The 25401-nt window shown below is 59.4% G+C and carries 17 protein-coding genes; 8 read left to right on the forward strand and 9 right to left on the reverse strand.

From position 1 onward, the window contains the following. Positions 1-76: 76 nt before the first annotated feature. Together AC07YV_RS06630 and cra are read right to left on the reverse strand one after the other, a co-directional pair. Complete coding sequence (locus tag AC07YV_RS06630) at positions 77-856, reverse strand: TatD family hydrolase (RefSeq protein ID WP_102698867.1); 780 nt, start codon at positions 854-856, stop codon at positions 77-79. Positions 857-859: 3 nt separating this feature from the next. Continuing rightward, positions 860-1855 carry a catabolite repressor/activator gene (gene cra / locus AC07YV_RS06635; RefSeq protein WP_102698866.1) on the reverse strand — a complete coding sequence of 332 codons (996 nt, stop codon included), beginning with the start codon at positions 1853-1855 and terminating at the stop codon, positions 860-862. Between the two features lie 290 nt (positions 1856-2145). Here cra and ptsP point away from each other — a divergent pair, with 290 nt between their 5' ends. From ptsP to AC07YV_RS06665, 6 genes are all read left to right on the forward strand, one after another. Beyond that, positions 2146-5007, forward strand: coding sequence for a phosphoenolpyruvate--protein phosphotransferase (gene ptsP, locus AC07YV_RS06640; protein ID WP_102698865.1), 2862 nt, complete (start codon positions 2146-2148; stop codon positions 5005-5007). Beyond that, on the forward strand, positions 5007-5948 hold the full coding sequence (pfkB, locus tag AC07YV_RS06645; protein ID WP_102698864.1) for a 1-phosphofructokinase: 942 nt from the start codon (positions 5007-5009) through the stop codon (positions 5946-5948). The genes ptsP and pfkB overlap by 1 nt, the downstream gene beginning before the upstream one ends. A gap of 11 nt (positions 5949-5959) precedes the next feature. Next, complete coding sequence (locus AC07YV_RS06650) at positions 5960-7699, forward strand: PTS fructose-like transporter subunit IIB (protein ID WP_102698863.1); 1740 nt, start codon at positions 5960-5962, stop codon at positions 7697-7699. Positions 7700-7874: 175 nt separating this feature from the next. Continuing rightward, positions 7875-9464: an alkaline phosphatase D family protein gene (locus AC07YV_RS06655; RefSeq protein WP_102698862.1), complete on the forward strand. Its 1590-nt coding sequence runs from the start codon at positions 7875-7877 to the stop codon at positions 9462-9464. Between the two features lie 281 nt (positions 9465-9745). Next, positions 9746-11992: an alpha-xenorhabdolysin family binary toxin subunit A gene (locus AC07YV_RS06660; RefSeq protein WP_102698861.1), complete on the forward strand. Its 2247-nt coding sequence runs from the start codon at positions 9746-9748 to the stop codon at positions 11990-11992. A gap of 105 nt (positions 11993-12097) precedes the next feature. Further along, positions 12098-12997, forward strand: coding sequence for a hypothetical protein (locus AC07YV_RS06665; protein WP_146025340.1), 900 nt, complete (start codon positions 12098-12100; stop codon positions 12995-12997). Positions 12998-13035: 38 nt separating this feature from the next. On the opposite strand, the gene AC07YV_RS06670 is transcribed toward AC07YV_RS06665, so the two are convergent. Both AC07YV_RS06670 and AC07YV_RS06675 read right to left on the reverse strand, forming a co-directional pair. Beyond that, positions 13036-15564, reverse strand: coding sequence for a PepSY domain-containing protein (locus AC07YV_RS06670; protein WP_102698859.1), 2529 nt, complete (start codon positions 15562-15564; stop codon positions 13036-13038). 254 nt (positions 15565-15818) lie between these two features. Continuing rightward, positions 15819-18143 carry a TonB-dependent receptor gene (locus tag AC07YV_RS06675; RefSeq protein WP_102698858.1) on the reverse strand — a complete coding sequence of 775 codons (2325 nt, stop codon included), beginning with the start codon at positions 18141-18143 and terminating at the stop codon, positions 15819-15821. Positions 18144-18350: 207 nt separating this feature from the next. Here AC07YV_RS06675 and AC07YV_RS06680 point away from each other — a divergent pair, with 207 nt between their 5' ends. Continuing rightward, positions 18351-19031 carry a Fe2+-dependent dioxygenase gene (locus tag AC07YV_RS06680; RefSeq protein ID WP_007973074.1) on the forward strand — a complete coding sequence of 227 codons (681 nt, stop codon included), beginning with the start codon at positions 18351-18353 and terminating at the stop codon, positions 19029-19031. Next, positions 19032-19793 carry a tetratricopeptide repeat protein gene (locus AC07YV_RS06685; RefSeq protein ID WP_494990272.1) on the forward strand — a complete coding sequence of 254 codons (762 nt, stop codon included), beginning with the start codon at positions 19032-19034 and terminating at the stop codon, positions 19791-19793. A gap of 157 nt (positions 19794-19950) precedes the next feature. On the opposite strand, the gene AC07YV_RS06690 is transcribed toward AC07YV_RS06685, so the two are convergent. The 5 genes from AC07YV_RS06690 to AC07YV_RS06710 all read right to left on the reverse strand — a co-directional run bounded on the left by AC07YV_RS06690 (position 19951) and on the right by AC07YV_RS06710 (position 25193). Next, positions 19951-21114, reverse strand: coding sequence for a type III PLP-dependent enzyme (locus AC07YV_RS06690; protein ID WP_102698856.1), 1164 nt, complete (start codon positions 21112-21114; stop codon positions 19951-19953). Between the two features lie 655 nt (positions 21115-21769). Beyond that, complete coding sequence (locus AC07YV_RS06695; protein WP_102698854.1) at positions 21770-22927, reverse strand: osmoprotectant ABC transporter ATP-binding protein OsmV; 1158 nt, start codon at positions 22925-22927, stop codon at positions 21770-21772. Further along, positions 22924-23577, reverse strand: coding sequence for an ABC transporter permease (locus AC07YV_RS06700; protein ID WP_102698853.1), 654 nt, complete (start codon positions 23575-23577; stop codon positions 22924-22926). The genes AC07YV_RS06695 and AC07YV_RS06700 overlap by 4 nt, the downstream gene beginning before the upstream one ends. A gap of 12 nt (positions 23578-23589) precedes the next feature. Continuing rightward, entirely contained in the window at positions 23590-24483 is an 894-nt protein-coding gene (locus AC07YV_RS06705; protein WP_102698852.1) for a glycine betaine ABC transporter substrate-binding protein, read from the reverse strand. Between the two features lie 20 nt (positions 24484-24503). Then, positions 24504-25193, reverse strand: a complete 690-nt coding sequence (locus AC07YV_RS06710; protein ID WP_173900795.1) for an ABC transporter permease — start codon at positions 25191-25193, stop codon at positions 24504-24506. Positions 25194-25401 lie beyond the last annotated feature (208 nt).

Below are 25401 nucleotides of genomic sequence, written 5' to 3' on the forward strand. Positions count from 1 at the left end.
GCACATTCAACATCAATGTGACTGAAAGATCGCTTTCGCGAGCAAGCCCGCTCCCACAGTTGGCGGGTGCTGGCAGTTATGACCAGTTAAACAACTCGCAGGCATTGGCCGTACTGGCCGCGGCCAATTGCTCGGGGCTGATCGCCATGATGTCGGCCAGTGCCGCGCAGATCGCCGGCAAGTGTGCCGGGCTGTTGCGCTGGCCGGGGAACATGGCGGGCGCCATGTCCGGCGAGTCGGTTTCCAGCACCACCGAATCCAGAGGCAGCTCAGCGAGCACGCGGTGCATGCGCAGCGCCTGTGGCCAGGTCGGGGCGCCGCCAAGGCCGAGCTTGAAACCGAGCTTGATGTATTCCCGGGCCTCCTCCTTGCTGCCGGCGAAAGCGTGGATGATCCCGGCACGTTTCAGGCGAAACCGTTTGAGCGTGGCAATCACCGCCGCATGGCTACGCCGCACATGGATCAATGCCGGAAGATTGAAGTCCGCCGCCAGTTGCAATTGCGCCTCGAACAACTTCTGTTGGCGGTCGCGGTCGAGGGATTCGATGAAGTAGTCCAGGCCGATCTCGCCCACCGCACACAACTGCCGATGGCCGGCCAGACGGGTCAGCCAGTCACCGAGTTCGCTCAGGTGTTGCGGGCGATGATCGTCCAGATACACCGGATGCAGCCCGAATGCGGCGTGCAGGTCGGGGTCACTCTGTACCAGCTCCCAGACCCGTTGCCAATTGGCCTGGTAAACCCCCAGCACCACGATCCTCCGCACCCCGAGGGCACGGCTGTCGGCCAGCAGCGCCTGGCGATCGGCGTCGAAGTCCGGAAAATCCAGGTGGGTATGGGTGTCGATCAGCTCCACGGCTCATTCCTGAAGAATACGCTGCTTGAACGTGCGCGGGATGGCTTGTACGCCGGGCCGGTAGTCCGACTGTTCGATGGCTGCCAGTGCCAGCGCGAGGGCTTTGTCGGCGATCAACTGGTGTTGCTGGGCCATGGCGTTGACCGGCAGTGGCAGGAAGTCCAGCAACTGGGTGTCACCGAATGTGCCGAGGCGCAGCGGGCGGTTTTTCAACGGGAAGTCGTGCAGCGCATCGAACACGCCCTGAAGCAATACGTAGGAGGTGGTCACCAGCGCATCGGGCAAATGGCCCAGGCGCAGCAGCAACTCTTCCATCAATTGTTTGCCGCACTCGCGGCTGAAGGATTCGCCTTCTTCGATCAGGACTTCGCCGTTGAACCCGGTGAGGGCCTCTTTGAAGCCTGCGGTACGTTCCCGGCTGATGCTCAGTTCCGGGCGGGCACCGATCAGGGCGATCTGTTTGGGCAGCGGCTCCAGCAGGCTGCGGGTCAGTTGCAGGCTGGCCTCGCGGTCGTCGCTGATCACGGAGCAGAAATGCTCGGGCTCCATGACCCGGTCGATGGCAATGATCGGTATGCCCTTGGCTTGCAACTGGTGATAGCTGTCATCTCCGGCCGGCAGGCAGCTGGCAACGATCAGCGCGTCGCAGCGCCGGGCACGGAACAGTTGCAGCAATTGCCGTTCGCTGTCCGGGGCATCGTCGGAACTGGCGATCAGCAGCTGATAACCGCGGGCGCGGGCGCCTTGTTCCAGTAATTTGGCGATTCGCGCGTAACTGGGGTTTTCCAGATCCGGCAGAATGAACCCCAGCGTGCGCGTGTGTCGGCTGCGCAAGCCGGCGGCCTGTGGGTTAGGCGTGAAGCCATGTTGTTCGACGACCGCGCGCACGCGTTCGACGGTGGCGCTACTGATGCGCTGTTGTTCGGCCTTGCCATTGATGACATAGCTGGCGGTGGTGACGGACACACCGGCCAACTGGGCAATATCACTGAGTTTCAACCCGCTGTTTCCTTGTTTTTTCGAGATTGCCTCGACATTTTCGTCAATCCTAACCGATTAAGGCAGGCGACCATTGTCGCAACGCATCCGACAAGTTGAGCTTCAAGGATGGGACATTATCGAGTAACGTGCCATTCATTCTAGATTAAACGTTTCAGCAAGCGTATTTTCTACGTTAAAGGCGCCTTTGGCCGGTTCTGCCGTGAAACCGCCAAAAGTGACGACCAAGCGCCTGAGCTGACTCATTCAAAACAATACCTGGCACCCCAAGGCGCCAAAAAGGAGAACGCATGCTCGAGCTCACTGTAGAGCAGATTTCCATGGGCCAATCGGCCGTGGACAAATCCGCAGCGCTGCAATTGCTGGCCCGACATCTGGTCACCGACGGCCTGGTTGCCGAGGGCTATCTGGCCGGATTGCAGGCGCGGGAGGCCCAGGGCTCGACCTTTCTCGGTCAAGGTATTGCCATCCCCCACGGCACCCCCGAAACCCGCGACCTGGTGTTCACCACCGGTGTGCGCCTGATGCAGTTCCCCGATGGCGTGGACTGGGGCGATGGTCATATCGTTTACCTGGCGATCGGTATCGCCGCCAAATCCGATGAGCATCTGCGTCTGTTGCAATTGCTCACCCGCGCGCTCGGTGAGACTGATCTGGGCCAGGCCCTGCGTCGCGCCGGTTCCGCTGAAGCGCTGCTGAAATTGCTGCAAGGCGCGCCGCAGGAGCTGGCGCTGGATGCGCAGATGATCGGCCTCGGTGTGGCGGCCGAAGATTTCGAAGAACTGGTGTGGCGCGGCGCACGTTTGTTGCGGCAGGCCGACTGCGTGAGCAATGGTTTCGCCGCCGTGCTGCAACAGGTTGAAGCGCTGCCGTTGGGCGATGGCCTGTGGTGGCTGCACAGCGAGCAAACGGTGAAGCGCCCCGGCCTGGCCTTCGTCACCCCGGACAAACCGCTGCGCTATCTCGGCCAGCCACTCAATGGACTGTTCTGCCTGGCCAGCCTCGGTGAGGCCCATCAAGCCCTGCTCGAGCGCCTGTGCGCGTTGTTGATCGAGGGGCGTGGCCATGAACTGGGGCGCGCCACCAGCAGCCGCAAAGTCCTCGAAGTGCTCGGTGGTGAAGTGCCCGCCGACTGGCCCAGTGCGCGCATTGCCTTGGCCAATGCCCACGGTTTGCATGCGCGGCCGGCGAAGATCCTCGCGCAACTGGCGAAAAGTTTTGAGGGTGAAATCCGCGTGCGCATCGTCGACGGCCACGACAGTGCGGTGTCGGTGAAGAGCCTGAGCAAACTGCTCAGCCTCGGCGCCCGTCGCGGGCAGGTCCTGGAATTCATTGCCGAACCGGGCATCGCGGCGGATGCGTTGCCGGCCTTGTTGGCCGCCATCGAAGAAGGCCTCGGTGAGGAAGTCGAGCCGCTGCCGCCAGTCAGCCAGGCACGGGAGGTCGTTGCCGATATGGCCGAAGTGATCCTCGCCCCGCTATCCGGCAGCGTGGTCCAGGCCATTGCCGCCGCCCCGGGCATCGCCATCGGTCCGGCGCATATTCAAGTCCTGCAAACCATCGATTACCCGTTGCGCGGTGAATCCGCCGCCATCGAGCGTGAACGTCTCCAGCACGCACTGGCGCAGGTGCGCCGGGACATCCAGGGATTGATCGAGCGCAGCAAAAGCAAAGCCATTCGCGAAATCTTCATCACCCACCAGGAGATGCTCGACGACCCGGAACTGACCGATGAGGTCGATACGCGCCTCAAGCAGGGTGAAAGCGCCGAGGCTGCGTGGATGCTCGTGATTGAAGCGGCGGCCCGGCAGCAGGAAGCGTTGCAGGATGCCTTGCTCGCCGAGCGCGCCGCCGACTTGCGCGACATTGGGCGTCGGGTTTTGCTGCAACTCAGTGGTATCGAAACCCCGAGCGAACCGGATCAGCCGTACATTCTGGTGATGGACGAGGTCGGCCCGTCCGACGTCGCGCGTCTGGACCCGGCTCGCGTGGCCGGGATTCTCACCGCACGGGGCGGCGCTACGGCGCACAGTGCGATTGTTGCCCGGGCCCTGGGCATTCCGGCACTGGTCGGCGCCGGCCCTGGCGTGTTGCTGCTGGCGTCGGGTACGCCATTGCTGCTCGATGGCCAGCGTGGGCGTCTGCATGTGGACGCTGACGCGATGACCTTGCAGCGCGCCACGACTGAACGCGATACCCGCGAGCAACGCTTGAAGGCAGCCGCCGAGCAACGCCACCAGCCGGCACTGACCACCGACGGTCATGCCGTCGAAGTGTTCGCCAATATCGGCGAAAGTGCCGGCGTCACCAGTGCGGTGGAGCAGGGTGCCGAAGGTATCGGCCTGTTGCGCACCGAACTGATTTTCATGGCCCACCCGCAAGCGCCCGACGAGGCGACCCAGGAAGCCGAGTACCGCCGCGTCCTCGACGGCTTGGCCGGGCGGCCGCTGGTGGTGCGTACCCTCGATGTCGGTGGTGACAAACCGCTGCCGTACTGGCCGATTGCGAAGGAAGAAAACCCCTTTCTCGGCGTGCGCGGTATTCGCCTGACCTTGCAGCGCCCGCAGATCATGGAAGCGCAACTGCGTGCCTTGCTGCGGGCTGCCGATAACCGGCCGCTGCGGATCATGTTCCCGATGGTCGGCAGCGTTGATGAATGGCGCCAGGCCCGTGACATGACCGAACGTCTGCGCCGGGAAATCCCGGTTGCCGACCTGCAACTGGGGATTATGATCGAAGTACCGTCGGCGGCCTTGCTGGCGCCGGTGCTGGCCAAGGAGGTCGACTTTTTCAGCGTCGGTACCAACGACCTGACCCAATACACGCTTGCCATCGACCGTGGCCATCCGACGCTGTCGGCCCAGGCCGATGGCTTGCATCCGGCGGTGCTGCAACTGATCGACATCACCGTGCGCGCGGCCCATGCCCACGGCAAATGGGTCGGCGTGTGCGGCGAGCTGGCAGCCGACCCGCTGGCGGTGCCGGTACTGGTCGGCCTCGGGGTGGATGAACTCAGTGTCGGCGCGCGCAGCATTGCCGAGGTCAAGGCGCGGATTCGCGAACTGGGCTTCACTCAGACTCAAACCCTTGCCCGACAGGCCCTGGCCGTGGGCAGCGCGAATGAAGTGCGCGCACTCGTGGAGGCCCTGTAATGGCGCGGATTCTCACCCTGACCCTCAACCCGGCGCTGGACCTGACCGTCCAGTTGCCGTGCCTTGAAGCCGGCCAGGTCAATCGCAGCGATGTCATGCACACCCACGCCGCCGGTAAAGGCGTGAACGTGGCGCAAGTACTGGCCGACCTCGGGCATCAGTTGACCGTCAGTGGTTTCCTTGGTGAAGACAACCTGCAAGCGTTTGAAACGCTGTTTGCCAAACGCGGTTTTGTCGACGCCTTCATCCGCGTTCCCGGAGAAACCCGCAGCAACATCAAACTGGCGGAAAGCGACGGACGCATCACCGACATCAACGGACCGGGGCCGCAGGTCAGCGAAGCGGCACAGCAGGCCTTGATCGATCGACTGGAGCAGATTGCCCCGGGTCACGATGCGGTGGTAGTCGCCGGAAGCTTGCCCTTGGGCGTCAGTGCGCAGTGGTTGCAGGCGCTGATTGTGCGCTTGAAGACGCTGGGCCTGAACGTTGCCCTCGACACCAGCGGCGATGCGTTGCGTGCAGCGCTCAAGGCGGGACCCTGGCTGATCAAACCCAACGCCGAAGAGTTGGCCGAGGTGCTGGACTGCGAGGTTGTGTCGGTCAGTGCCCAGGCCTTGGCAGCGGAGCGTTTGCACGCCCAGGGCATCGAGCATGTGGTGATTTCCCACGGCGCCGAAGGCGTGAACTGGTTCAGCGTCGGCTCGGCTCTGCATGCCACGCCACCCAGGGTCAGCGTCGCCAGCACGGTGGGTGCGGGTGATTCGTTGCTGGCGGGGATGCTTCACGGTTTGCTCAGTGCCGATACGCCGGAGCAAACCTTGCGCACCGCCACGGCGATTGCCGCGATGGCAGTGACCCAGATCGGATTCGGCATTGGCGATGCAGCGCAACTGGCGCAGCTCGAACAGGGGGTGCGCGTGCGTCCCCTGACAGAACAATAAGAGGGTTTGTCATGAAGTTAGCCATCATTACGGCCTGCCCGAACGGCATGGTTACCAGTGTGCTGTGTGCCCGGTTGCTTGATGCCGCGGCCCAGCGTCAGGGCTGGAGCACCAGTGTCGAAATCACCGATGCCGCACATCCGGAAAAGCAATTGTCGGCGGCCACCCTCGACGCGGCCGAGTGGGTGCTGCTGGTGACCAGCGCGCCCGTGGACATGGCGCGGTTTGTCGGCAAGCGAGTGTTCCAGAGCACCCCGGCCCAGGCCCTGCAAGACGTGGAAGCCGTGCTGCAACGTGGTGCCCGGGAAGCGCAAGTTTACGCCGCTTCCGAAGCGGTCATCGAGCCAGTGGCTGTTGCCCAACACGCGCCGCGCCTGGTGGCCGTCACCGCATGCCCGACGGGCGTCGCTCACACGTTCATGGCCGCCGAGGCTTTGCAGCAAGCGGCCAAGCGCCTGGGCTATGACCTGCAAGTGGAAACCCAGGGCTCGGTCGGTGCGCGCAATCCACTGAGCGCAGCGGCGATTGCCGAGGCCGATGTGGTGCTGCTGGCGGCCGATATCGAAGTCGCCACCGAGCGTTTCGCCGGCAAGAAAATCTATCGCTGTGGCACCGGTATTGCCCTCAAGCAAGCCGAAGCAACCTTGAAAAAGGCCTTGGCCGAAGGCCAGCAGGAAAGCGCATCAAGCGCGGCCAACACAACGGTCAAACAGGAGAAGACGGGCGTCTATAAACACCTGTTGACCGGCGTGTCGTTCATGTTGCCGATGGTGGTCGCCGGCGGCTTGCTGATCGCCTTGTCGTTCGTCTTCGGTATCACCGCGTTCAAGGAAGAGGGCACGCTGGCGGCGGCGTTGATGCAGATCGGTGGCGACACTGCGTTCAAGCTGATGGTGCCGCTGCTGGCAGGCTACATCGCCTATTCCATCGCCGACCGTCCGGGCCTCGCACCGGGGATGATCGGCGGGCTGCTGGCGAGCACCTTGGGTGCCGGTTTCATTGGCGGGATCATCGCCGGTTTCCTCGCCGGTTATGCGGCCAGGGCGATCAATAAATATGCGCGTTTGCCCCAGAGCCTTGAGGCGCTGAAACCGATCCTGATCATTCCGTTGCTGGCGAGTCTGTTCACCGGTCTGGTGATGATCTACGTGGTCGGTAAGCCGGTGGCCGGGATGCTCGCCGGGCTCACGCATTTCCTCGACAGCATGGGCACCACCAACGCAATTTTGCTGGGTGTTTTGTTGGGCGGCATGATGTGCGTCGACCTCGGCGGGCCGATCAACAAAGCGGCCTATGCCTTCTCGGTCGGCTTGCTGGCCTCGCAGAGTTACGCGCCGATGGCGGCGACCATGGCCGCCGGCATGGTGCCGCCGATTGGCCTGGGCATCGCCACGTTCATTGCCCGACGCAAGTTTGCGCAGACTGAACGCGAAGCCGGTAAAGCGGCGCTGGTGCTGGGGCTGTGCTTCATCTCCGAAGGGGCGATTCCGTTTGCCGCGAAAGATCCGTTGCGGGTGATTCCGGCGAGCATCGCCGGCGGTGCGCTGACCGGTGCGCTGTCGATGTATTTCGGCTGTAAATTGATGGCGCCCCACGGAGGTTTGTTCGTGCTGGCGATCCCGAATGCGATCAACCATGCGCTGTTGTATCTGCTGGCGATTGTCGCGGGGAGTCTGTTGACGGCGGTGGTGTATGCGCTGGTCAAACGGCCGGAAACGGTGGAGCTGGTGGTAGAACCGGTCGCCGCCTGACCCCTGTGTGAGCGAGCTTGCTCGCGATTGCAGTGTTTCAGTCGACATAAATGTTGAATGTGAGACCGCTATCGCGAGCAAGCTCGCTCCCACAGGCATCTATGATGTTGGCAGTTTTTGTGTCATCCCCGAGTCATCCAGCCATGCTTTGGTTTTCCACTGAAGGGGGAACACCATGAGCGATTTCAACCTCGGGCGCCGTCGTGTCGTGCAAGCGGTCGGCGCCGGGCTGTTGTTGCCGGGGCTGGCGCCGGCGGTGATCGCTTCGGTCAAGGATCGGCCGCAACTCACCGACAGCGTGCAGTCCGGCGACCTGCTGGGTGACCGGGCGATCATCTGGAGCCGCTGCGACCGCCCCGCACGGATGGTGGTGGAGTGGGACACCCGCAGCCTGTTTCCCGACCCTCGGCGATTCGTCTCGCCCCTGGCCGATGCGCGCACCGATTTTACCGCCCGGGTCGAACTCACCGGGCTGCCCGCCGACCAGGCGATTTTCTATCGCGTGCAATTTGAAGACGCCCAGAGCGGCGTTGCCAGCGAACCCTGGTTCGGTCACTTGCGCAGCGTGCCGCAGACCCGGCGCGACATCCGGTTTGTCTGGAGTGGCGACACAGCCGGCCAGGGCTTCGGTATCAACCCGGACATTGGCGGCATGCGCATCTACGAGGCGATGCGCCGGCGCCTGCCGGACTTCTTTATCCACAGCGGCGATACCATTTACGCCGACAACCCGATCCCGGCGCAGCTCAGCACGGAAGGCGGCCGGGTGTGGCGCAACATCACCACCGAGGCCAAGAGCAAAGTCGCCGAGACCCTCGATGAGTATCGCGGCAATTACCGCTACAACCTGATGGACGAAAACATTCGCCGTTTCAATGCCGAGGTCCCGCAGATCTGGCAGTGGGACGACCACGAAGTGATGAACAACTGGTCACCGGGCAAAAAGCCGGATGCACGATACCAGAGCAAAGATATCCACAGCCTGGTGGACCGCGCACGCCAGGCGTGGCTCGAATACGCGCCGATGCGCGTGCAGAGTGCCGATGGCGGCGGGCGGATCTATCGCAAGCTCGGTTACGGGCCGTTGCTGGATGTGTTCGTGCTGGACATGCGCAGTTATCGCGGGACCAACGACGACAACCTTGGCGAAGCCAGGCCGTTTCTCGGGCGTGAGCAACTGGACTGGCTCAAGCGCGAAATGCAGGCCTCGAACGCGCAATGGAAAGTCATCGCTGCTGACATGTCCATCGGTCTTGGCGCGCCTGACGGTGAAGTCAGCCCCGGTGTGACGCGGTGGGAAGCGGTGGCCAACGGTGACCCTGGACCGGCCCAGGGGCGCGAACTGGAAATCGCCGAATTGCTCGGTTTCCTGCGGGCGCGACAGGTGCGCAATTTTCTGTTTCTGACGGCGGATGTGCATTACTGCGCGGCCCATCATTACCACCCGGATCGGGCGGCGTTCCAGGACTTTGAACCGTTCTGGGAGTTCGTTGCAGGGCCGTTGAATGCGGGCAGTTTCGGGCCTGACTCGCTGGATAAGACCTTTGGCCCTGAAGTGGTATTCGAGAAGGCCTCCCCTGTGCATGACGCCTCGCCATTTGCCGGATTTCAGTTTTTCGGCGAGGTGAATATCGATGGACAGACGGGGGAGTTGAACGTGGTGTTGCGCGATCTGGATGGCGTGTCGGTATTCGAGCAAAAACTGGCACCGCGTGACTCGGTAGTTGCTCACTATGTGGGAAATGATTTTTGCACAAAAAGCTGATGCTGGAAGTTGAGGGGATATTTGTTATTACTGTCGAGTACGTGGGCTGGGTGTTGAAGTGTAGATGTTGATTGAAGTTTCAGTGAGTCTCGTTATTCGCTGAGTTAGATGTTTTTTGCTGGGGTTTTATTCTGGTTTGCTGGTTATCACATTTTCATATATTTCATTTCTTGATCGATATTGTAGGGTTGCTTACTTTCTTTTCTTAATTTGATGGCGAATAAGCAGACTATGAACGTTAAAAGGTCTGGTTAAGCGTCAAACTTTAGAGAGGAATCGCTATGTCCGCTGTATTGTGGGAAAAGAGCCTGGAGGGCAAAAGTGAAGAGGAAGTTGCAAATCTTGCAGCCGTTGTCCCCCAATCGCTGATCTCCTTGTCGACCGGGGCCACGAATGACATTACTCGCCCAAAGGGGTTGATACTGACCAAAGCCCAAATCATTTCACTGCGAAAGTACGAAGCCGTAGGGTTGGCACTTCCGACCAACGAGCGATCCCTTGCGACCTATCTGAGTTTTGGCGACGAAGACGGTGGCAAGGGTTTCACAACCGAAGACTTTCTCGCGTCTTTTACGAAGATAAACTCGCATGCCAGTTTGTGGTCCCCCCTGCGCTCTCGCATCATGCTGACGGGAACCCATTTGAATGTGTTTGCTTTGAGCATGGAGGTATACCTTACGTCGGTCGAGGAGATTTTCGCTGATATCAAGCTTGCAAAGGCGTTGGGCACACACAAAATCACCAACTACAAGGAATTGCGTGACTGGGAAGTGAAAGAAGGCAAACCGTTCCCGGATCTTGCATTGGAAGAGGACACCATCCCGAATCTGGGGGATGTTCTGGATCTGATTTTCGAACAGGTCAAGGAGCATCTGCAGACGGCCGTTGAAATCAAAACCGATCTGAATACGTTTAGTCGGCAACTGACTAATGATGTCATTCCCACGATCAAGTTGCTGGCACTGGCTCTCGAGAGCAATACGTACGCGGCGGATATCGAGAGTTTGAATAACGAGATCAAGGAGCGCGCTAATCAGATTGATGAGTTGAATAAAGAGTACAAGGCGCTGGTCATGAAGTCGCTTGAGTCGGCGAGCAAATTTTCGCCCATAGGGTTGGGGGTTGCCATCTATATCGGAGTCGAAGCTGAAAGTGTTCGATCCCGGCGCAATGATCTGAGCCGCCTCCAGGAAGCGGCCATCAAGAGCCTTGAGAGCAAGTCCAAGACCCTGGGCTCGATCGCACGGATCAGAAGTGACATGCAGGATATGCAAACGGTCGCTCTGGATGCTGAAGTGGCGACAAATAACGTGGTTCATACTTGGAATGTGCTCCATACCTACGTCGAAAGCTCCGGAAAAGCGATCTCGAAGATCGAAGGCGGCGTTCGGTTGCTAGCCTTCATTACTCAATTTCGCTTGGTCGCTGCGCCATGGCGCGCAATCCACGACAATGCTGATGAGCTAGTTGAATTATTCCGTGAGGCGGAAGTGGAATACATGAGGGAGCACGGTTTTCAAGGAAAAAGATCAAGGAGGTCTTTAATGCAAAGTGATATGTACCCTGGCGTGCAAACCGATGTCTTGCAGGGCAGCAGTTCGAAACTGCGTAACAGTGCAGTGGAAGCAAAGTTGTTGTTTATGAAAACTGATTATCTTCCGGACTTGAGTGAAAAGTTTAAAACAATTTCGGTCGACATTTCGAGCTGCTCCAATATGGTCAGGGAAAAGGCTCTGAAAACCGAATTTTTACTTAAGTCCACGCTTGGACAGTTGATGTCGCTCGATGAAGAGCTGCAAGAAGGTTCCGAAGAGGTCGATGAAATTCATGGGGAGCAGGCTGTGTTGTTAAACGAGGCACAGGCATCCGTCAGTGAAATCTCCAACTCGTTGAGTGAGAGCCTCAAGAATATCAACGCAGACTACGACGAGACGACGGTGCAGGGATTCAAGGCCTCGTTGATGAATGACGTTTCAGAGCGTGAAGTCGTACTGGAACGTTTGAATTCCAGCCTGACTGATCTTGAAGAAAAACGTGCAGTCATCAACGAAGCAGTGGATGAACTCAATAAACTCGGAATTTCCGGTATTACCAAAAATATCGAACTGAGTGTCGAGGCGGTCGAGAAGCTCGGTGCCAAGCCATCTCAGCTTGATCTTGTGCTGGCAGCGATCGAAAAAGTGAAACAGGACCTGGAGGGCGCAGTCAGGAGTGTTTCCTTTGTCTTGATAGTAAAACAGAATCAGGTACTTCGTGATAAGACGTTGGAGGTGCAGGCGCAAATCGCTGCCGAAAAACACAGCGCACGAATCACTGCCGACAAGATCAAGCTGATCGAAGTTTTTGGCGAGATGAATGAGCAGCGCAAGCTCTACGTGGCAGAGTTCGACAAGATCGACAAAACAGTGTCGCGTTTCCTGAGCTCGATGAAGGCTCATCAGGCTATGCCATTGAGTAAGCAGATTTCAGAATTTTTCTCTACCGCCAATGGTTTTGTCGGTTACCTGAATCAGCTTTCTTATCTGTAAGTATTACGTTTCACACCGACCTTGAATGGCCGTGCGTCAAGCCTCTCGATGCACGGCATCTTAATGATTGTATTGCTCGGGATTGAATATTCGCAGGAGACGCCCATGAGCGACGAGAGCAGGGATGTCCTGTTTTTTCAGGAAGATGATTTTATTTCGTTGCGCGCATATAAATTGTTCTTGAACGAGGTGCTCCACAAGGATTTCATCACTCACTCCACCCCAGAGACATCAAAGGTGCTAGGGGCCTATGCGCAGAAGTTAAGTGAAGAGGCTGACGCCGATCTCTCCAGATTTCAGTCCTTGGTGGATGATGTGGAGCCGCTACGGGCGGGAGTGCTGGCCTGCGTCGATCAAGCCCGAGATCTTCGACAGGTTTTCATCGAGGCCAAGCCAGGCGTGACGCGTTATCGACGGGTGCCTGTTGATACTTTGGGGTGCGCTCCGTTCGACCTCCACCAACCTCACCTTGCCATTTGCAACTTTTACAACGTTTCCGGCGTCGTGAGCTTTTTCATTGACGAGTGCCGCACCCACCTGAAAACAGTTGAACGGTACAGATTGAATGTCTCCTCGATGGAGCGAGGGATTCATCCAATGTTCTACCGCATCGTTGCCGCAAGAAAACAAAAAATAGAGGCGTACGGCTACTCACCGCATAAGGCTCCTTCGGGTTCCGGGACCTCCCCCTTCGATTTCAGGAGGCCGTACAAAGGCGATCCTGAACCGCAAACGCTGGAGCTGTATCGTTTGACAGGCATTTACGCGTCCTCCTCTTCCGCACTCTTCAACTTCGGCAATTTTCTGAACAGGATTCAGCTGTTATTGACGGTGATGATTGACAGGCTTTCCTCGATATCAGCTTCATCGACGTATTCGACATTGCTCTTGGTACTGAACCTGGTTGCCAGCTTGCTGACCCCACTGCAACTGCGGATAGACAGGTTGCAGGAGTGGTCAGACTTCATGCGCCATAAAGGTAAGTATGCTGTTGAAGAGCAATGAGCAAAGTGGAGTTGTAGCCGGATAAGATCCGGCTGCACTCAGTAGACGTCGCGGCGATAACGGTTTTGTTCGATAAGCGTTTCTACCTGCGATGCTCCGAGGACTTCCTGCAACACTTGATCAACCCCGGTGGCCATCCCCTGCATACTGCCGCAGATATAAATCACCGCACCCTCTGCCAGCCATTTTTTCAGTTCCTCGGCCGACTCCTTCAAACGATCCTGCACGTAGATCTTCTCGGCCTGATCCCGCGAGAAGGCCAGGTCGAGACGCGCCAGATCACCGTTGATCAACCACTCTTCCAGTTCCGCGCGGCAGAGGAAATCGTGCTCACGATTACGCTCGCCAAACAGCAGCCACTGACGCTGTTGACCGTCAGCAATCCGCGCCTTGAGCAAATTGCGTAACCCGGCCAGACCCGTGCCGTTACCCAGCAGAATCATCGGCACCGGTTGGGTCGGCAGATGGAAACCGCTGTTGCGCCGCACGCGCAGGCTGATGGAACTGCCCACAGGGGCGTGTTCGGTCAACCAGCCAGAACCGACGCCGAGGTTGCCATCGGCATGCACTTCCTGGCGCACGATCAGTTCCAGCACGCCATCGGCCGGGATTGACGCAATGGAGTACTCGCGCATGGCCAGCGGCACTAGGGCCTCTGCCAGCGCCTGCGCGTGCAGGCCGACCAGATGGGCGCGGTTCTCCGGCAACTGGCGGCTGGCCAGGGCCTGTTCGAGGGTTTCCTCCAGACCGTTGAGCTGCACCTTGGTCTCACCGTGAATCCCCAGGCCGTCGAGGAAGTGCTCGATGGCCCATGGGCAATTGCGCGGCAAGACTTCCACCAGGTCACCGGCCAGCCAACTGCTGGTAGTGGGTGGCTTGAGGCCCAGCAGGTACACAGGGGAACCGCTGCTATCCGGGTTCAGCAGTTCACGACGGGCGAGGGTCCAGTTGTCGTAGCTCGGCGCTTGCCAGGTGTCGACGGGCGCGTGGCCGGTCAGCAGGCCCAGTTGCTGTTGCCAGTGACGCAACGCGTAGGGATCGCCGCTGTCCACTTCCACCGGGGCGAACAAGGTCGTGCCGCCGTGTTCGCCGAGCCAGGTGTGCAGGCGTTTGGCGAATCCGCAGAAGTGTTGATATTGCCGGTCGCCGAGGCCGAGGACCGCATAGTTCAGGCGCTCCAGGCTTGGCGTACGGCCCAGCACCTTGCGTTCGAACCCCCTGGCGCTGTCCGGCGCTTCTCCATCACCGAAGGTACTGACGACGAACAGTGCGTTGTTCGAGTCCTGCAAATCCTGTTCGCTGACGTCCGCCAGCGGCTGCACCTTCACTGGCAGGCCCGCGGCCTGCAATTGCCCGGCGGTCTGCCAGGCCAGTTGTTCGGCAAACCCGCTCTGGCTGGCGAAACCGATCAGCCAGGCCGATGCGTCATCAGTGGGTGTTACGAGACCTTGGCGAGCGTCCTTGATCTGGCGTTTTTTGCGGCGACGATCCAGGTACAGCATCCAGCCGGTGACGAAGAACAGCGGCATGCTCAGCGCAGTGAGGGTCAGGAGGATGCGCCCGACGATACCGAAGTAACTGCCGACGTGCAGTGCATAGATGCTGGTCAGCAGTTGCGCCTTGAGACTCTTGTCGCTGTAGCGGTCAACCCGTTTGACCACGCCCGTGGCCGGGTCGAGGGTGATCTGGTTCAGCGCCCGGTCGTGGGGCGAGGTTTTCAGCAGGAAATAAACGGTCGCAGGCTGGCCGGCCACTGGCGGCATGCGCACGTTATAGGAACTGAGTTGCGGGCCGGCCGCGCTGTAGATGCTGCTCCACATCGCCGCGTAATCAGCCGTCGGTGCCGGACCTTGCGGCGCAGGGCCACGTCCGCCACGAACGCGTTCGTTCTGCGGTGAGTCGGAGAGCAACCGGGTCAGGCCCTTGTTGTACCACTCGTAGGACCAGGACAATCCGGTCAGCGCTGCCAGGAGATAAAACACCAGGCACCAGGTGCCGGCCACCGAGTGCAAGTCCCAGTTGAAGCTGCGACCCTTTTTCTTCCAGTCCAGGGTCAGCCAGGCGCGCCAGCTTCTCCACTGGCGAGGCCAGCGCAGGTACAGGCCGGACAGGCAGAAGAACACCAGGATCAAGGTGCACGCACCGGTGATCTGCCGACCCGTGTCACCCATGGCGAGGAAGCGGTGCAGTTGCAGCATCAGGCCGAAGAAATCCTGGCCGGCGGCGTCGCCGAGGAATTCGGCGGTGTACGGGTCGAAGTAGCGCATCTCGCCACGGCGCTCACCCGGCGGCGGGGTGAACCACACTTTGGCGGCGTTGCCGCTGTCGGTTTCCACGGTGAGCATCGAGACTTTTTTGCCCGAAGCGGCTTCGATGTGCTCCACCAGTTCGGCAGGCGGCAGCACACCGGCGACCTGTTTTTCGACCTGCAATACAGAAGGGTTGAGTGTGCTCAGGATTTCATCCTGAAACGACACCATCGCCCCGGTGATGCCCATCAGGGCCAGGACCAGCCCGGCGCTGATGCCGAAAAACCAGTGCAACTGGAACAGGGTTTTCTTCAACACGTCGCTCGCCTTGTTCGTTCAAGTTGATTCATCACGGCGCGCATTATGCCGTGGGGTTGTCGAGAAGCATTCTTTTTTACGCACAAAAGCCCCGTTCATGTGAATGAACGGGGCCGGGTCTGATTTCGCTTTCACCCTCTCCTGTGGGAGCGAGCTTGCTCGCGATAGCGGTGTGTCAGCCAACATAAATGTTGAATGTGGCGCCGTCATCGCGAGCAAGCTCGCTCCCACAGGGATTGCAGTGTGAGTGGCAATCAGAAGTGGAAGTTGGTGCTCAGCAACGCGGTGCGACCGGCCGCCTGGTTGGCGAAGTGAGTCGAGAACGCCTTGTCGTAGTAGGTTTCGTCGGTCAGGTTCTGCACGTTCAGTTGCAGGTCGACGTTTTTGCTCAGCTTGTAGGCTGCCATCGCGTCGTAACGAACGTAGGAATCAACCATGGTGGTGTTGGCTACGTTGCCGAACACGTCATCGACATAGAACGCACCGCCGCCGATGGTCAGCTTCGGCGTGACCTGATAGGTCGTCCACAGGCTGGCGCTGTTCTTCGGCGTGTTAGGCAGTTCGTTGCCATCGTTGGCTTTGTTGGCCGGCAGATCGCCGCCATCGACTTGTTCGCTGTCCATGTAGGCGTACCCGGCGAACACTTGCCATTTGTCGGTGAGCTTGCCGCTGGCCGACAGTTCGATACCTTGAACGCGGGTTTTGCCGGCGTTCTCATAAGTGGTGGTGTTGGTTTGCACCCGAGCGTTGTCTTTCTCGGTGCGGAAGATATCGGCGGTCACGGACAGGCGATTGTTCAACAGGTCCCACTTGGTACCGATTTCGTAGTTCTTGGTGGTTTCCGGCTCCATGTCGCTTTTCAGCAGGTTGCCGTTGCGATCCGGCGTGCCACCCAACGGGTTGCCTTCCGAACCTTCACCCAGGGTGTTGCCCGGTGGAGTGGCAGACGTCGCGTAGGACGCATAGATGCTGCCGTTTTCCGCTGGTTTGTACACCACGCCGAACTGACCGGTAATGAATTCGCTGGTGTCATCGCCCTTGGACGTGGTCACGCTGGAGCCGTTGAAGGTTTTGTAGCTGGTGTCGAAATGGTCGTAGCGCAGGCCCATGTTCACCAGCCACTGCTCGGACAACGTCAGGGTGTCGAACACATACAGTGCGTAGGTGTCGGCCTTGGTGTCGGTGCCGGCGTAGTTGCGCGAAATGGCGCCGTTCCACGGATCATTCGGGGTCGGGTTGGACAGCGAGGTGCAGTTGTAGCCGCTTGGTGCGCCGATCAGGGCCGGCGAGCAGTTGGTGGTTACCGCGGCTGTTCCCGGGGTGGTGTCCGTGTTGACGTTGTACGAGGACTTTTCATTTTCCTCGTGGGTGTATTCGACACCCGTGGAGAAGCTGTTCTTGAACCCGGCGATGTAGACGTCACCAAACAGGTCGGTCTGGTTGGTGGTGGTCTCGGTGTTGCTCACGCGGGTGTTTGCGCGGCGCCAGACGCTGCCATTGTTGACGTTGCCTTTACTGTCATCCGGCTGGGTCAGGATGTAATCCTGCATGCTGGTGCCGTGACGCAGGGTGTTCTTGATGGTCAGCGCGTCGCTCAGGTCGTGCTCGATGGCGAAGGTCGCGGTGTCGGTGCGCCCCTTGCGGAAGTCACGGTCGGTCAGGCCATAGAAATTGCTGCTGTCGCCGCCATCGTTCGGCTTGTCCGGATTGGCCTTGGTACGGGCAGTCGAGCCTCCGGTCGGGATGGAGTAAGGAATGCCCGAATCCGGCGTGTCGTTGTTTTCGAGGTGGTAGTAGTCGAGGTTGACGCGAGTGTCCGTACCCAGGCCGAAGGCCAGGGACGGTGCAACACCCCAGCGGTCGTAGTTGACGCTGTCACGCCCGGCGACGTTGCTCTCGTGGCTCAGCAGGTTCAGACGGCCAGCGGCGGTGTCGGTGAACTGGTAGTTGCCGTCGAAGGTGTAGCGCTGGGTCTGGTCGGAACCCCAGGTGAAACCACCGTCGAGCGAATCGCCCAGGTGCGCTTTCTTGCTGACCAGGTTGATGCTGCCGCCGGCTGCGCCACGGCCGCCGATTGCGGAGTTCGGGCCTTTGCTGACTTCAATCGATTCAACGGCGAAGATCTCGCGGCTCTGGGAACCGGTATCGCGCACGCCGTCCAGATAGGTGTCGCCCTGGGCGTCGAAGCCGCGGATGAACGGACGGTCGCCTTGCGGGTTACCGCCTTCACCGGCACCGAAGGTGATGCCTGGAACAGTGCGCAGCGCGTCCTGCAGGTTGAGCGAACCGGTGTCTTTCAAGACTTGTTGCGGAACTACGGTCACCGAGCGCGGCGTGTCGATCAGCGGCGCGGTGTACTTGGGCGAGGAGGCTTTCTCTACGTTGTAGGTTGTCTCGTCCTGGGCTTCGCCGGTGATGGCGGTGGCGCCCAGCGAAATCACATTGTCCGGTGCTTTCCCGTCGGTTTTTTCCGCCGCGAAAACCATGTGGCCCGCAGAGCCGGCAGTAATCGCCATGCCGATGGCCGATGCGAGCAGACGTGGTGAACTGACCGGTACTTGTGGTTGTTGACGCGACATTTGAATTCCCCTCCCCAAGGATTTGAGGCCGCGGAATATAGGGTAAATAGGTATTCGTAACAATTGCGAAACATTACTATTCGCACTGAATTTACAATCTTTACAATTTAACCTTACGGTTTCTGCTGACTCATTCGTCAGATGTGTTTTACACGGGCAATAAGAATCAATACCATTGGCACCCCCTTTGTATTCCGGTGTCTTGTCATGCTGCTGCACATTCCAGGCCTGTTCGAGAAAGACGAGGTGCAGCGCATTCGCGAGGCTCTGGAACAGGCCGATTGGGCCGATGGCAAGATCACCGCCGGCTTCCAGTCGGCCAAGGCCAAGCACAATCTGCAACTGCCTGAAGGGCATCCGTTGGCCAAGGAGATCGGCGCGGCGATGCTGGAGCGGCTGTGGAAAAATCCGCTGTTCATGTCGGCTGCACTACCACACAAAGTCTTTCCTCCGTTGGTGAACTGTTACACCGCCGGTGGCAGTTTCGATTTCCATATTGACAACGCGGTACGTCAGCCCAAAGGCAGCATCGAGCGGGTGCGCACGGATTTGTCCGCCACGCTGTTCTTCAGCGAGCCTGAGGATTACGACGGCGGCGAGCTGGAAATCCAGGACACCTTCGGCACCCAGCGAGTGAAACTGCCCGCCGGCGACATGGTGCTGTACCCCGGCACCAGCCTGCACAAGGTCAACGCGGTGACGCGCGGAACGCGACTCGCCTCGTTTTTCTGGACGCAAAGCCTGGTGCGCGAAGACAGTCAGCGCGCCCTGTTGTTCGAGATGGACGGGGCCATCCAGCAACTGACCCGCGATGTCCCTGATCATCCATCGCTGATCCGCCTGACTGGCACTTATCACAACCTGTTGCGTCGCTGGGTCGAGGTGTAAGTGGCGGATTTCAGTTTACGTCGCGAGGAAATGCTCGACGGTGAGCGCCTGCGCGCGATGCTCGACGAAAGTCCGGCCCGTGCAGCGCAGGCCATTCTGATCGCCGCACGTGAAGGTGAAGTCGAGGCCCAGGCCTTGCTCGGGCAGATTTTGCTCGACGGCCAGGGAATCGCACAGGACCAGCCGCTGGCGTTGCGCTGGTTTGGCATCGCCGCGCGCCAGGGGCACCTGATGTCACGCAATATGCTCGGCCGTTGTCATGAACATGGCTGGGGGTGTGTTGCCGATGCCTCGCTTGCTGCACGGCATTATCGAGTCGCGGCGCAGGCCGGACTGGATTGGGCGATGTACAACTACGCCAACCTGCTGGCGACCGGGCGGGGGTTAAAAAAGGATCCAGCGCTGGCGTTCAGCTTCTATCAACGAGCAGCACACTTGGGTCATGCCAAGTCAATGAACCTGTTGGGTCGATACCTGGAAGAAGGGCGGGTGTGTCCCATGGATTTGCGCGCGGCCCGCGACTGGTATCGACGTTCGGCCGAGGGCGGGGATTTTCGCGGGCAGTTCAGCTTTGCAGCGGTCCTGACCGACGAAGGGAATATCGAGGATGCGTTGGTCTGGCTACGCAAGGCGTTGGCCGGTGGCAACCTGAATTTTCTGCGAGTGGCGAGTCAGGCGTTGTCGAGCGCGACCGATCCAAGGATTCATGCGCTGGCCAACGAATTTCATCATCGAGTCGTCGAATTGACCCCGGTCTCTTGAATCTTTGTGGGAGCGAGTTTGCTCGCGATGACATCATTACATTCAACATCAATGTTGACTGACCTGTCGCCATCGCGAGCAAGCTCGCTCCCACAGGGGGTTGCGTAAACAAAAAAGCCCACGACATGTCGTGGGCTTTTTGTTTTCTACGCAGTATTTACACGTAGAACGATTTCAGCGGCGGGAAGCCATTGAACTCGACGGCGCTGTAACTGGTGGTGTACGCACCGGTCGACAGCCAGTACAGGCGATCACCGATGGCCAGGTTCAGTGGCAGGCCGTATTTGTAGTTTTCGTACATGATGTCGGCGCTGTCGCAGGTAGGGCCGGCGATGACCACTTCTTCCATCTCGCCCTTTTTCTCGGTCCAGATCGGGAACTTGATGGCTTCATCCATGGTTTCGATCAGGCCGGAGAACTTGCCCACGTCCGTGTACACCCAACGCTCTACCGCGGTACGGGATTTGCGTGCGACCAGCACCACTTCGCTGACCAGGATGCCGGCGTTGGCGATCAGCGAACGGCCCGGTTCCAGGATGATTTCCGGCAGGTCATCACCGAAGTCTTCCTTGAGGAAGCGGATGATTTCTTCCGCGTAGGTTTCCAGGCTGTTGGTGCGGGTGATGTAGTTGGCCGGGAAGCCGCCGCCCATGTTGATCAGCTTCAGGTGGATGCCGTCTTCTTCTTTCAAGCGCTCGAAGATCACTTTGACCTTGGCGATCGCCGCGTCCCAGACGCTGATGTCGCGCTGCTGCGAGCCGACGTGGAACGAGATGCCGTAAGGCACCAGGCCCAGGTCACGAGCGAGGATCAACAGGTCCATGGCCATGTCGGTCTGGCAGCCGAATTTGCGCGACAACGGCCAGTCGGCGGTGGTCGAGCCTTCGGTCAGGATACGCACGTAGACTTTCGAACCCGGGGCGGCCTTGGCGATGTTGCGCAGGTCGGCTTCGGAGTCGGTGGCGAACAGGCGCACGCCCTTGTCGTAGAAGTAGCGGATGTCCTTGGATTTCTTGATGGTGTTGCCGTAGCTGATGTGGTCGGCGCTGACGCCACGGCCCAGCACTTTGTCCAGCTCATAGATCGAGGCGATGTCGAAGCTCGAGCCTTTCTCTTTGAGCAGGTCAATGATTTCGACGGCCGGGTTGGCCTTGACCGCGTAGTAGACCTTGGCGAATTCGAAACCGGCGCGCAGGTCGTCGTAGGCCTGGGCGATCATCGCGGTGTCGATCACCACGAACGGGGTTTCCTGTTTGTCGGCGAACGCCTTCATTTTCTGAAAGGTTTCGCGCGCGAAATAGTCTTCGACCTGGATCGACATACCTGGGAGCTCCTACTGGCAAACGTTAGTAATCAATGGGTGCAAATGAACGTCCTCCGTATCCCCACTTTGGTTCGCCTACTTCCCAAGGCATGTCGCCGAAAGCAAAAAGGCCATGGGAAGTGCAGCTTTCCCTTGGCCTTGCTGTCTCGTCGTCAGTACTTGAGCCGGATGGATCGTTTCCAGCATGGACGTTCGGCGCGAACTTTAGGGCGTGAGGGGCTTGAGATCAACAAAAAATGTCGCGTTTTTGCACTCTTCTGACGCGCGTTGCGGGCATCACTCTTTGTAACCGACTCAGATGACAGTCGGATGTTCCCGAAGAATTGCGAAGTGTTAAAAATACCTGCACGTTCGATGCTGTTGTACGCCAACTCGCTAGTAACTACGATGGCGTCAACATCGGCGACGTTGGCTGCGGAAAGGTCGACTGAGAGGGGAATTGACTATTCCGGAGCGTGTTGCCGGACAGGTTTTACAGTCGCTACTGTTGATATTTTTTTCCGGCCTGCGAATCACTGGAAAATCGCACAGAACCTGTGGGAGCGAGCTTGCTCGCGATGACATTTTCACAGCCGGCATCGTAGTTGCCTGAAATGGCGCCATCGCGAGCAAGCTCGCTCCCACAGGTTTTGTATTTTTACCAAGCAAGCTGTCAGGCGACTACTGCCTCGGCCGGCGAGACAATATTGGTTTTCATCCCCCGCGAACGTCCCGAACTCAGGTAGGCCGCAATCGACTCCTGCGTCACCTCACCCAAAAACACCCGCTCGGCATCCATCACCGGCAACCACGAACGATTGAACTCGTACATGCGCGACAGCAGGATGCGCAAATGCTCGTCGTACGCGGCCGTGGCGTTGAACTCGCGTTGGTACTGCGCGCAGGTGCCGGTCTGACGGTGCAGGTCGCGACGTCGTACATAACCCAGGGCTTTATTCTCGGCACAAGTGACCACCACATAGCGTCGGTCATGCTCGTCCATCAACTCCAGCGCTTCAGCCACCGGGGTTTGCGGGCTGACGGAGGGCGCGTTGTCCGCCGCGTCTTCGGCTTTCACCAGCAGCAGGCGTTTCAGCGTGCTGTCCTGGCCAACGAAGTTGCTGACAAACTCATCCGCCGGGTGCGCGAGCAAGGTGTCCGGGTGATCGATCTGCAAGAGCTTGCCGGCGCGGAAGATCGCGATCTTGTCGCCAAGCTTGATCGCCTCGTCGATGTCATGGCTGACCATGATCACGGTCTTGTTCAGCGCCCGCTGCATCTCGAAGAATTCGTTCTGGATCATCTCGCGGTTGATCGGGTCGACCGCGCCGAACGGTTCGTCCATCAACAGCAATGGCGCATCTGCCGCCAAGGCGCGAATCACGCCGATCCGTTGTTGCTGGCCACCGGACAACTCCCGTGGATAGCGATGCAAGTACTGCTTGGGTTCGAGCTTGATCATGCTCATCAACTCGCGGGCGCGGTCGTGGCATTTCTGTTTGTCCCAGCCGAGCAGTTTCGGCACCACCACGATGTTCTCTTCGATGGTCATGTTCGGGAACAGGCCGATCTGCTGGATTACGTAGCCGATGTTGCGGCGCAGCGTTACTTCGTCGAGGCCGGTGGTGTCTTCGCCGTTGATCAGGATCTTGCCCGAGGTGGGTTTGATCAGGCGGTTGATCATTTTCAGCGTGGTGCTTTTGCCGCAACCCGATGGCCCGAGGAACACGCAGATTTCGCCTTCATTGACGGTCAGGCTCACCGAGTCCACGGCTTTCACGTCCTTGCCGTTGCTTTGGAAGGTCTTGCTGAGGTTTTGAAGTTCGATCATTTGAGCAGTCCTTTTGGAGTCAGCGAGCGTTGCAGCACTTGCAGGATCAGGTCGGCGATGATCGCCAGCACACTGACCAGCACGGCGCCGACGATCAGCATCGACATGTCGCTGCGGCTGATGGAAGCGAGGATGAGTACACCGAGGCCACCGGCACCGATGGTGGCGGCGATGGTCATGACGCCGATGTTCATGACCACGGCGGTGCGTACGCCGGCAAGGATCACCGGCACGGCGATGGGCAGCTCAACCATGCGCAGGCGCTGGCCGAACGTCATGCCGATGCCGCGGGCCGCTTCGCGGATGCCCGGCTCGACGCTGGTCAGGGCCAGGTAGGTGTTACGCATGATCGGCAGCAGTGAATAAAGAAACACTGCGGTGATCGCCGGCATCGGGCCGAGGCCCTGGCCGAATTTGGAGTAGAACGGCAGCAACAGGCCGAACAGGGCAATCGACGGCACCGTCAGCAGCACCGTGGCACTGGCCTGCAAAGGTCCGGCGAGACTCGGGAAGCGCGTCATCAGGATGCCCAGTGGCACACCGACCAGAATCGCCAGGGTCACGGCGATGCCGACCAGCGTGATGTGTTGCCCGGTCAGATGCATCGCTTGTTGCCAGTCGAGATGGGAAAAGGCGTTCAAGAATTCCATGACTTCTCCTTCTCAGTTCAATGGATGCTGGCGCAGGAAATCGGCGGCCACGGCTGAAGGGCTCTGGTGATCGACGTCCACCCGCGCGTTGAGCTCGCGCATGGTGTTGTCGTCGAACAGTTCCGCCAGTGGCTTGAGCTGTGCGGCCAGTTGCGGATGCGCATCGAGATAGGCCTGACGCACCACGGGCGCGGCGGTGTAGTCGGGGAAGTAGTGCTTGTCGTCTTCCAGCAATTTCAGCTTGAAGGCATTGAGGCGACCGTCAGTGGTGTAGACCAGGCCGGCAAACACCTGGCCATTGCGCAGCGCGGTATAGACGAGGCCGGCGTCCATCTGCCGGATGTTGTTGCGGGTCAGGTTCATGTCGTACAGCTGCACCATGCCTGCGAGTCCGTCCGAGCGGTTGGCGAACTCGGTATCCAGTGCCACCAGATTGTTGGTCTTGGCCTCCTTGCGCAGCACCTTGTTCAGCTCACTGATGGTGTTGATCTGCGGGTATTGGTCAGCGACGTTTTTCGGCAGGGCAAGGGCGTAGGTGTTGCTGAACTTCGACGGAGTGAGCCAGACCAGGCCTTTTTGTGCGTCGAGTTCTCTCACCCGCGCGTAGGACTGTTCGCTGTCGAGTTTTTCCGTCACATGGTTGTAGGCCACCAGCGACACACCGGTGTATTCCCAGAGCATGTCCAGTTGACCGCTTTCATGGGCGCTGCGGGCGAGGTTGCTGCCGAGACCGCCGGTCACTTGCACGTCGTAACCCTTGGTGCGCAGATATTGCGCGGTGATTTCCGCCAGCAGGGTCTGTTCGGTGAACACCCGGGCGCCGATGCGGATCAGCGGTTTTTCCGCGGCCTGGGCAAATCCTGCGCACAGCAGAACGCAGCCTAGTAAAAAGCTTGTTGTTTTCATGAGAGTTCCTTTGCCGAGGCTTAAGACGGGCGCAGGCCGCGTTCGAGCCAGAGGCGACTGCCAAGGGTGGCCATGCCGTCCAGCAACAGGGCCAGCAACGCGGTGCAGGCGGCACCGAGCAGCAACTGCGGCTGATTGTTCAGGGCAATGCCGGGGAATATCAGGCTGCCAAGACTGTTGGCGCCGATCAGGAACGCCAGCGGCGCCGTCCCGACATTGATCGCCAACGCCACGCGCACGCCACCGATGATGATCGGCACGGCGTTCGGCAGTTCGACTTTCCACAATACCTGGCGCGGGGTCATGCCGATGCCGACGGCGGCTTCCTTGAGCGAGCCCTGAACGTTTTTCAGGCCCTCATAAGTGTTGCGCACGATGGGCAGCAAGGAGGCGAGGAACAGGGCGAAGATGGCCGGGCCGCTGCCGATGCCGAGGATGCCCAGGGCAATGGCCAGGACGGCCAGGGGCGGAACGGTGTTGCCGATGTTGAAGAACTGCATGAAGCGTTCAGCGCGACCGACCATGGACGGGCGGCTGAGGAAGATACCGGCGGGGAGGCCCACGACAAGGGCGGCCAGCATGGAAGCGAGGACAAGAATCAGATGAGCTTGCAGGTAAAACAGCAAGTCGTCGCGGTAGTGTTCGATCGTGTTAATGCCGATCCATTGGATCAGCAGGGCCAGAAGGGCGATTACCAACGCGCCTCCCATCAGCCCTTTGCCATAGCGGATAGCCACAGGCGGACTCCTTTTTTCAGTCGGCGAACACATTTTCGTGTGGCAATGCCTTACTTGGCTGCCGAAAAAATGATCGCGAGAAGCAGCTCGAACAGGCCGGTAAAACGGCATGCAATCGAGCCATGAGCACAGCCTCGTAAGGCCGAATTGCAGGTGTTTCAGGCCCCCGACGAGTGGTCGT

The organism is Pseudomonas sp. GW456-E7 (assembly GCF_059424105.1).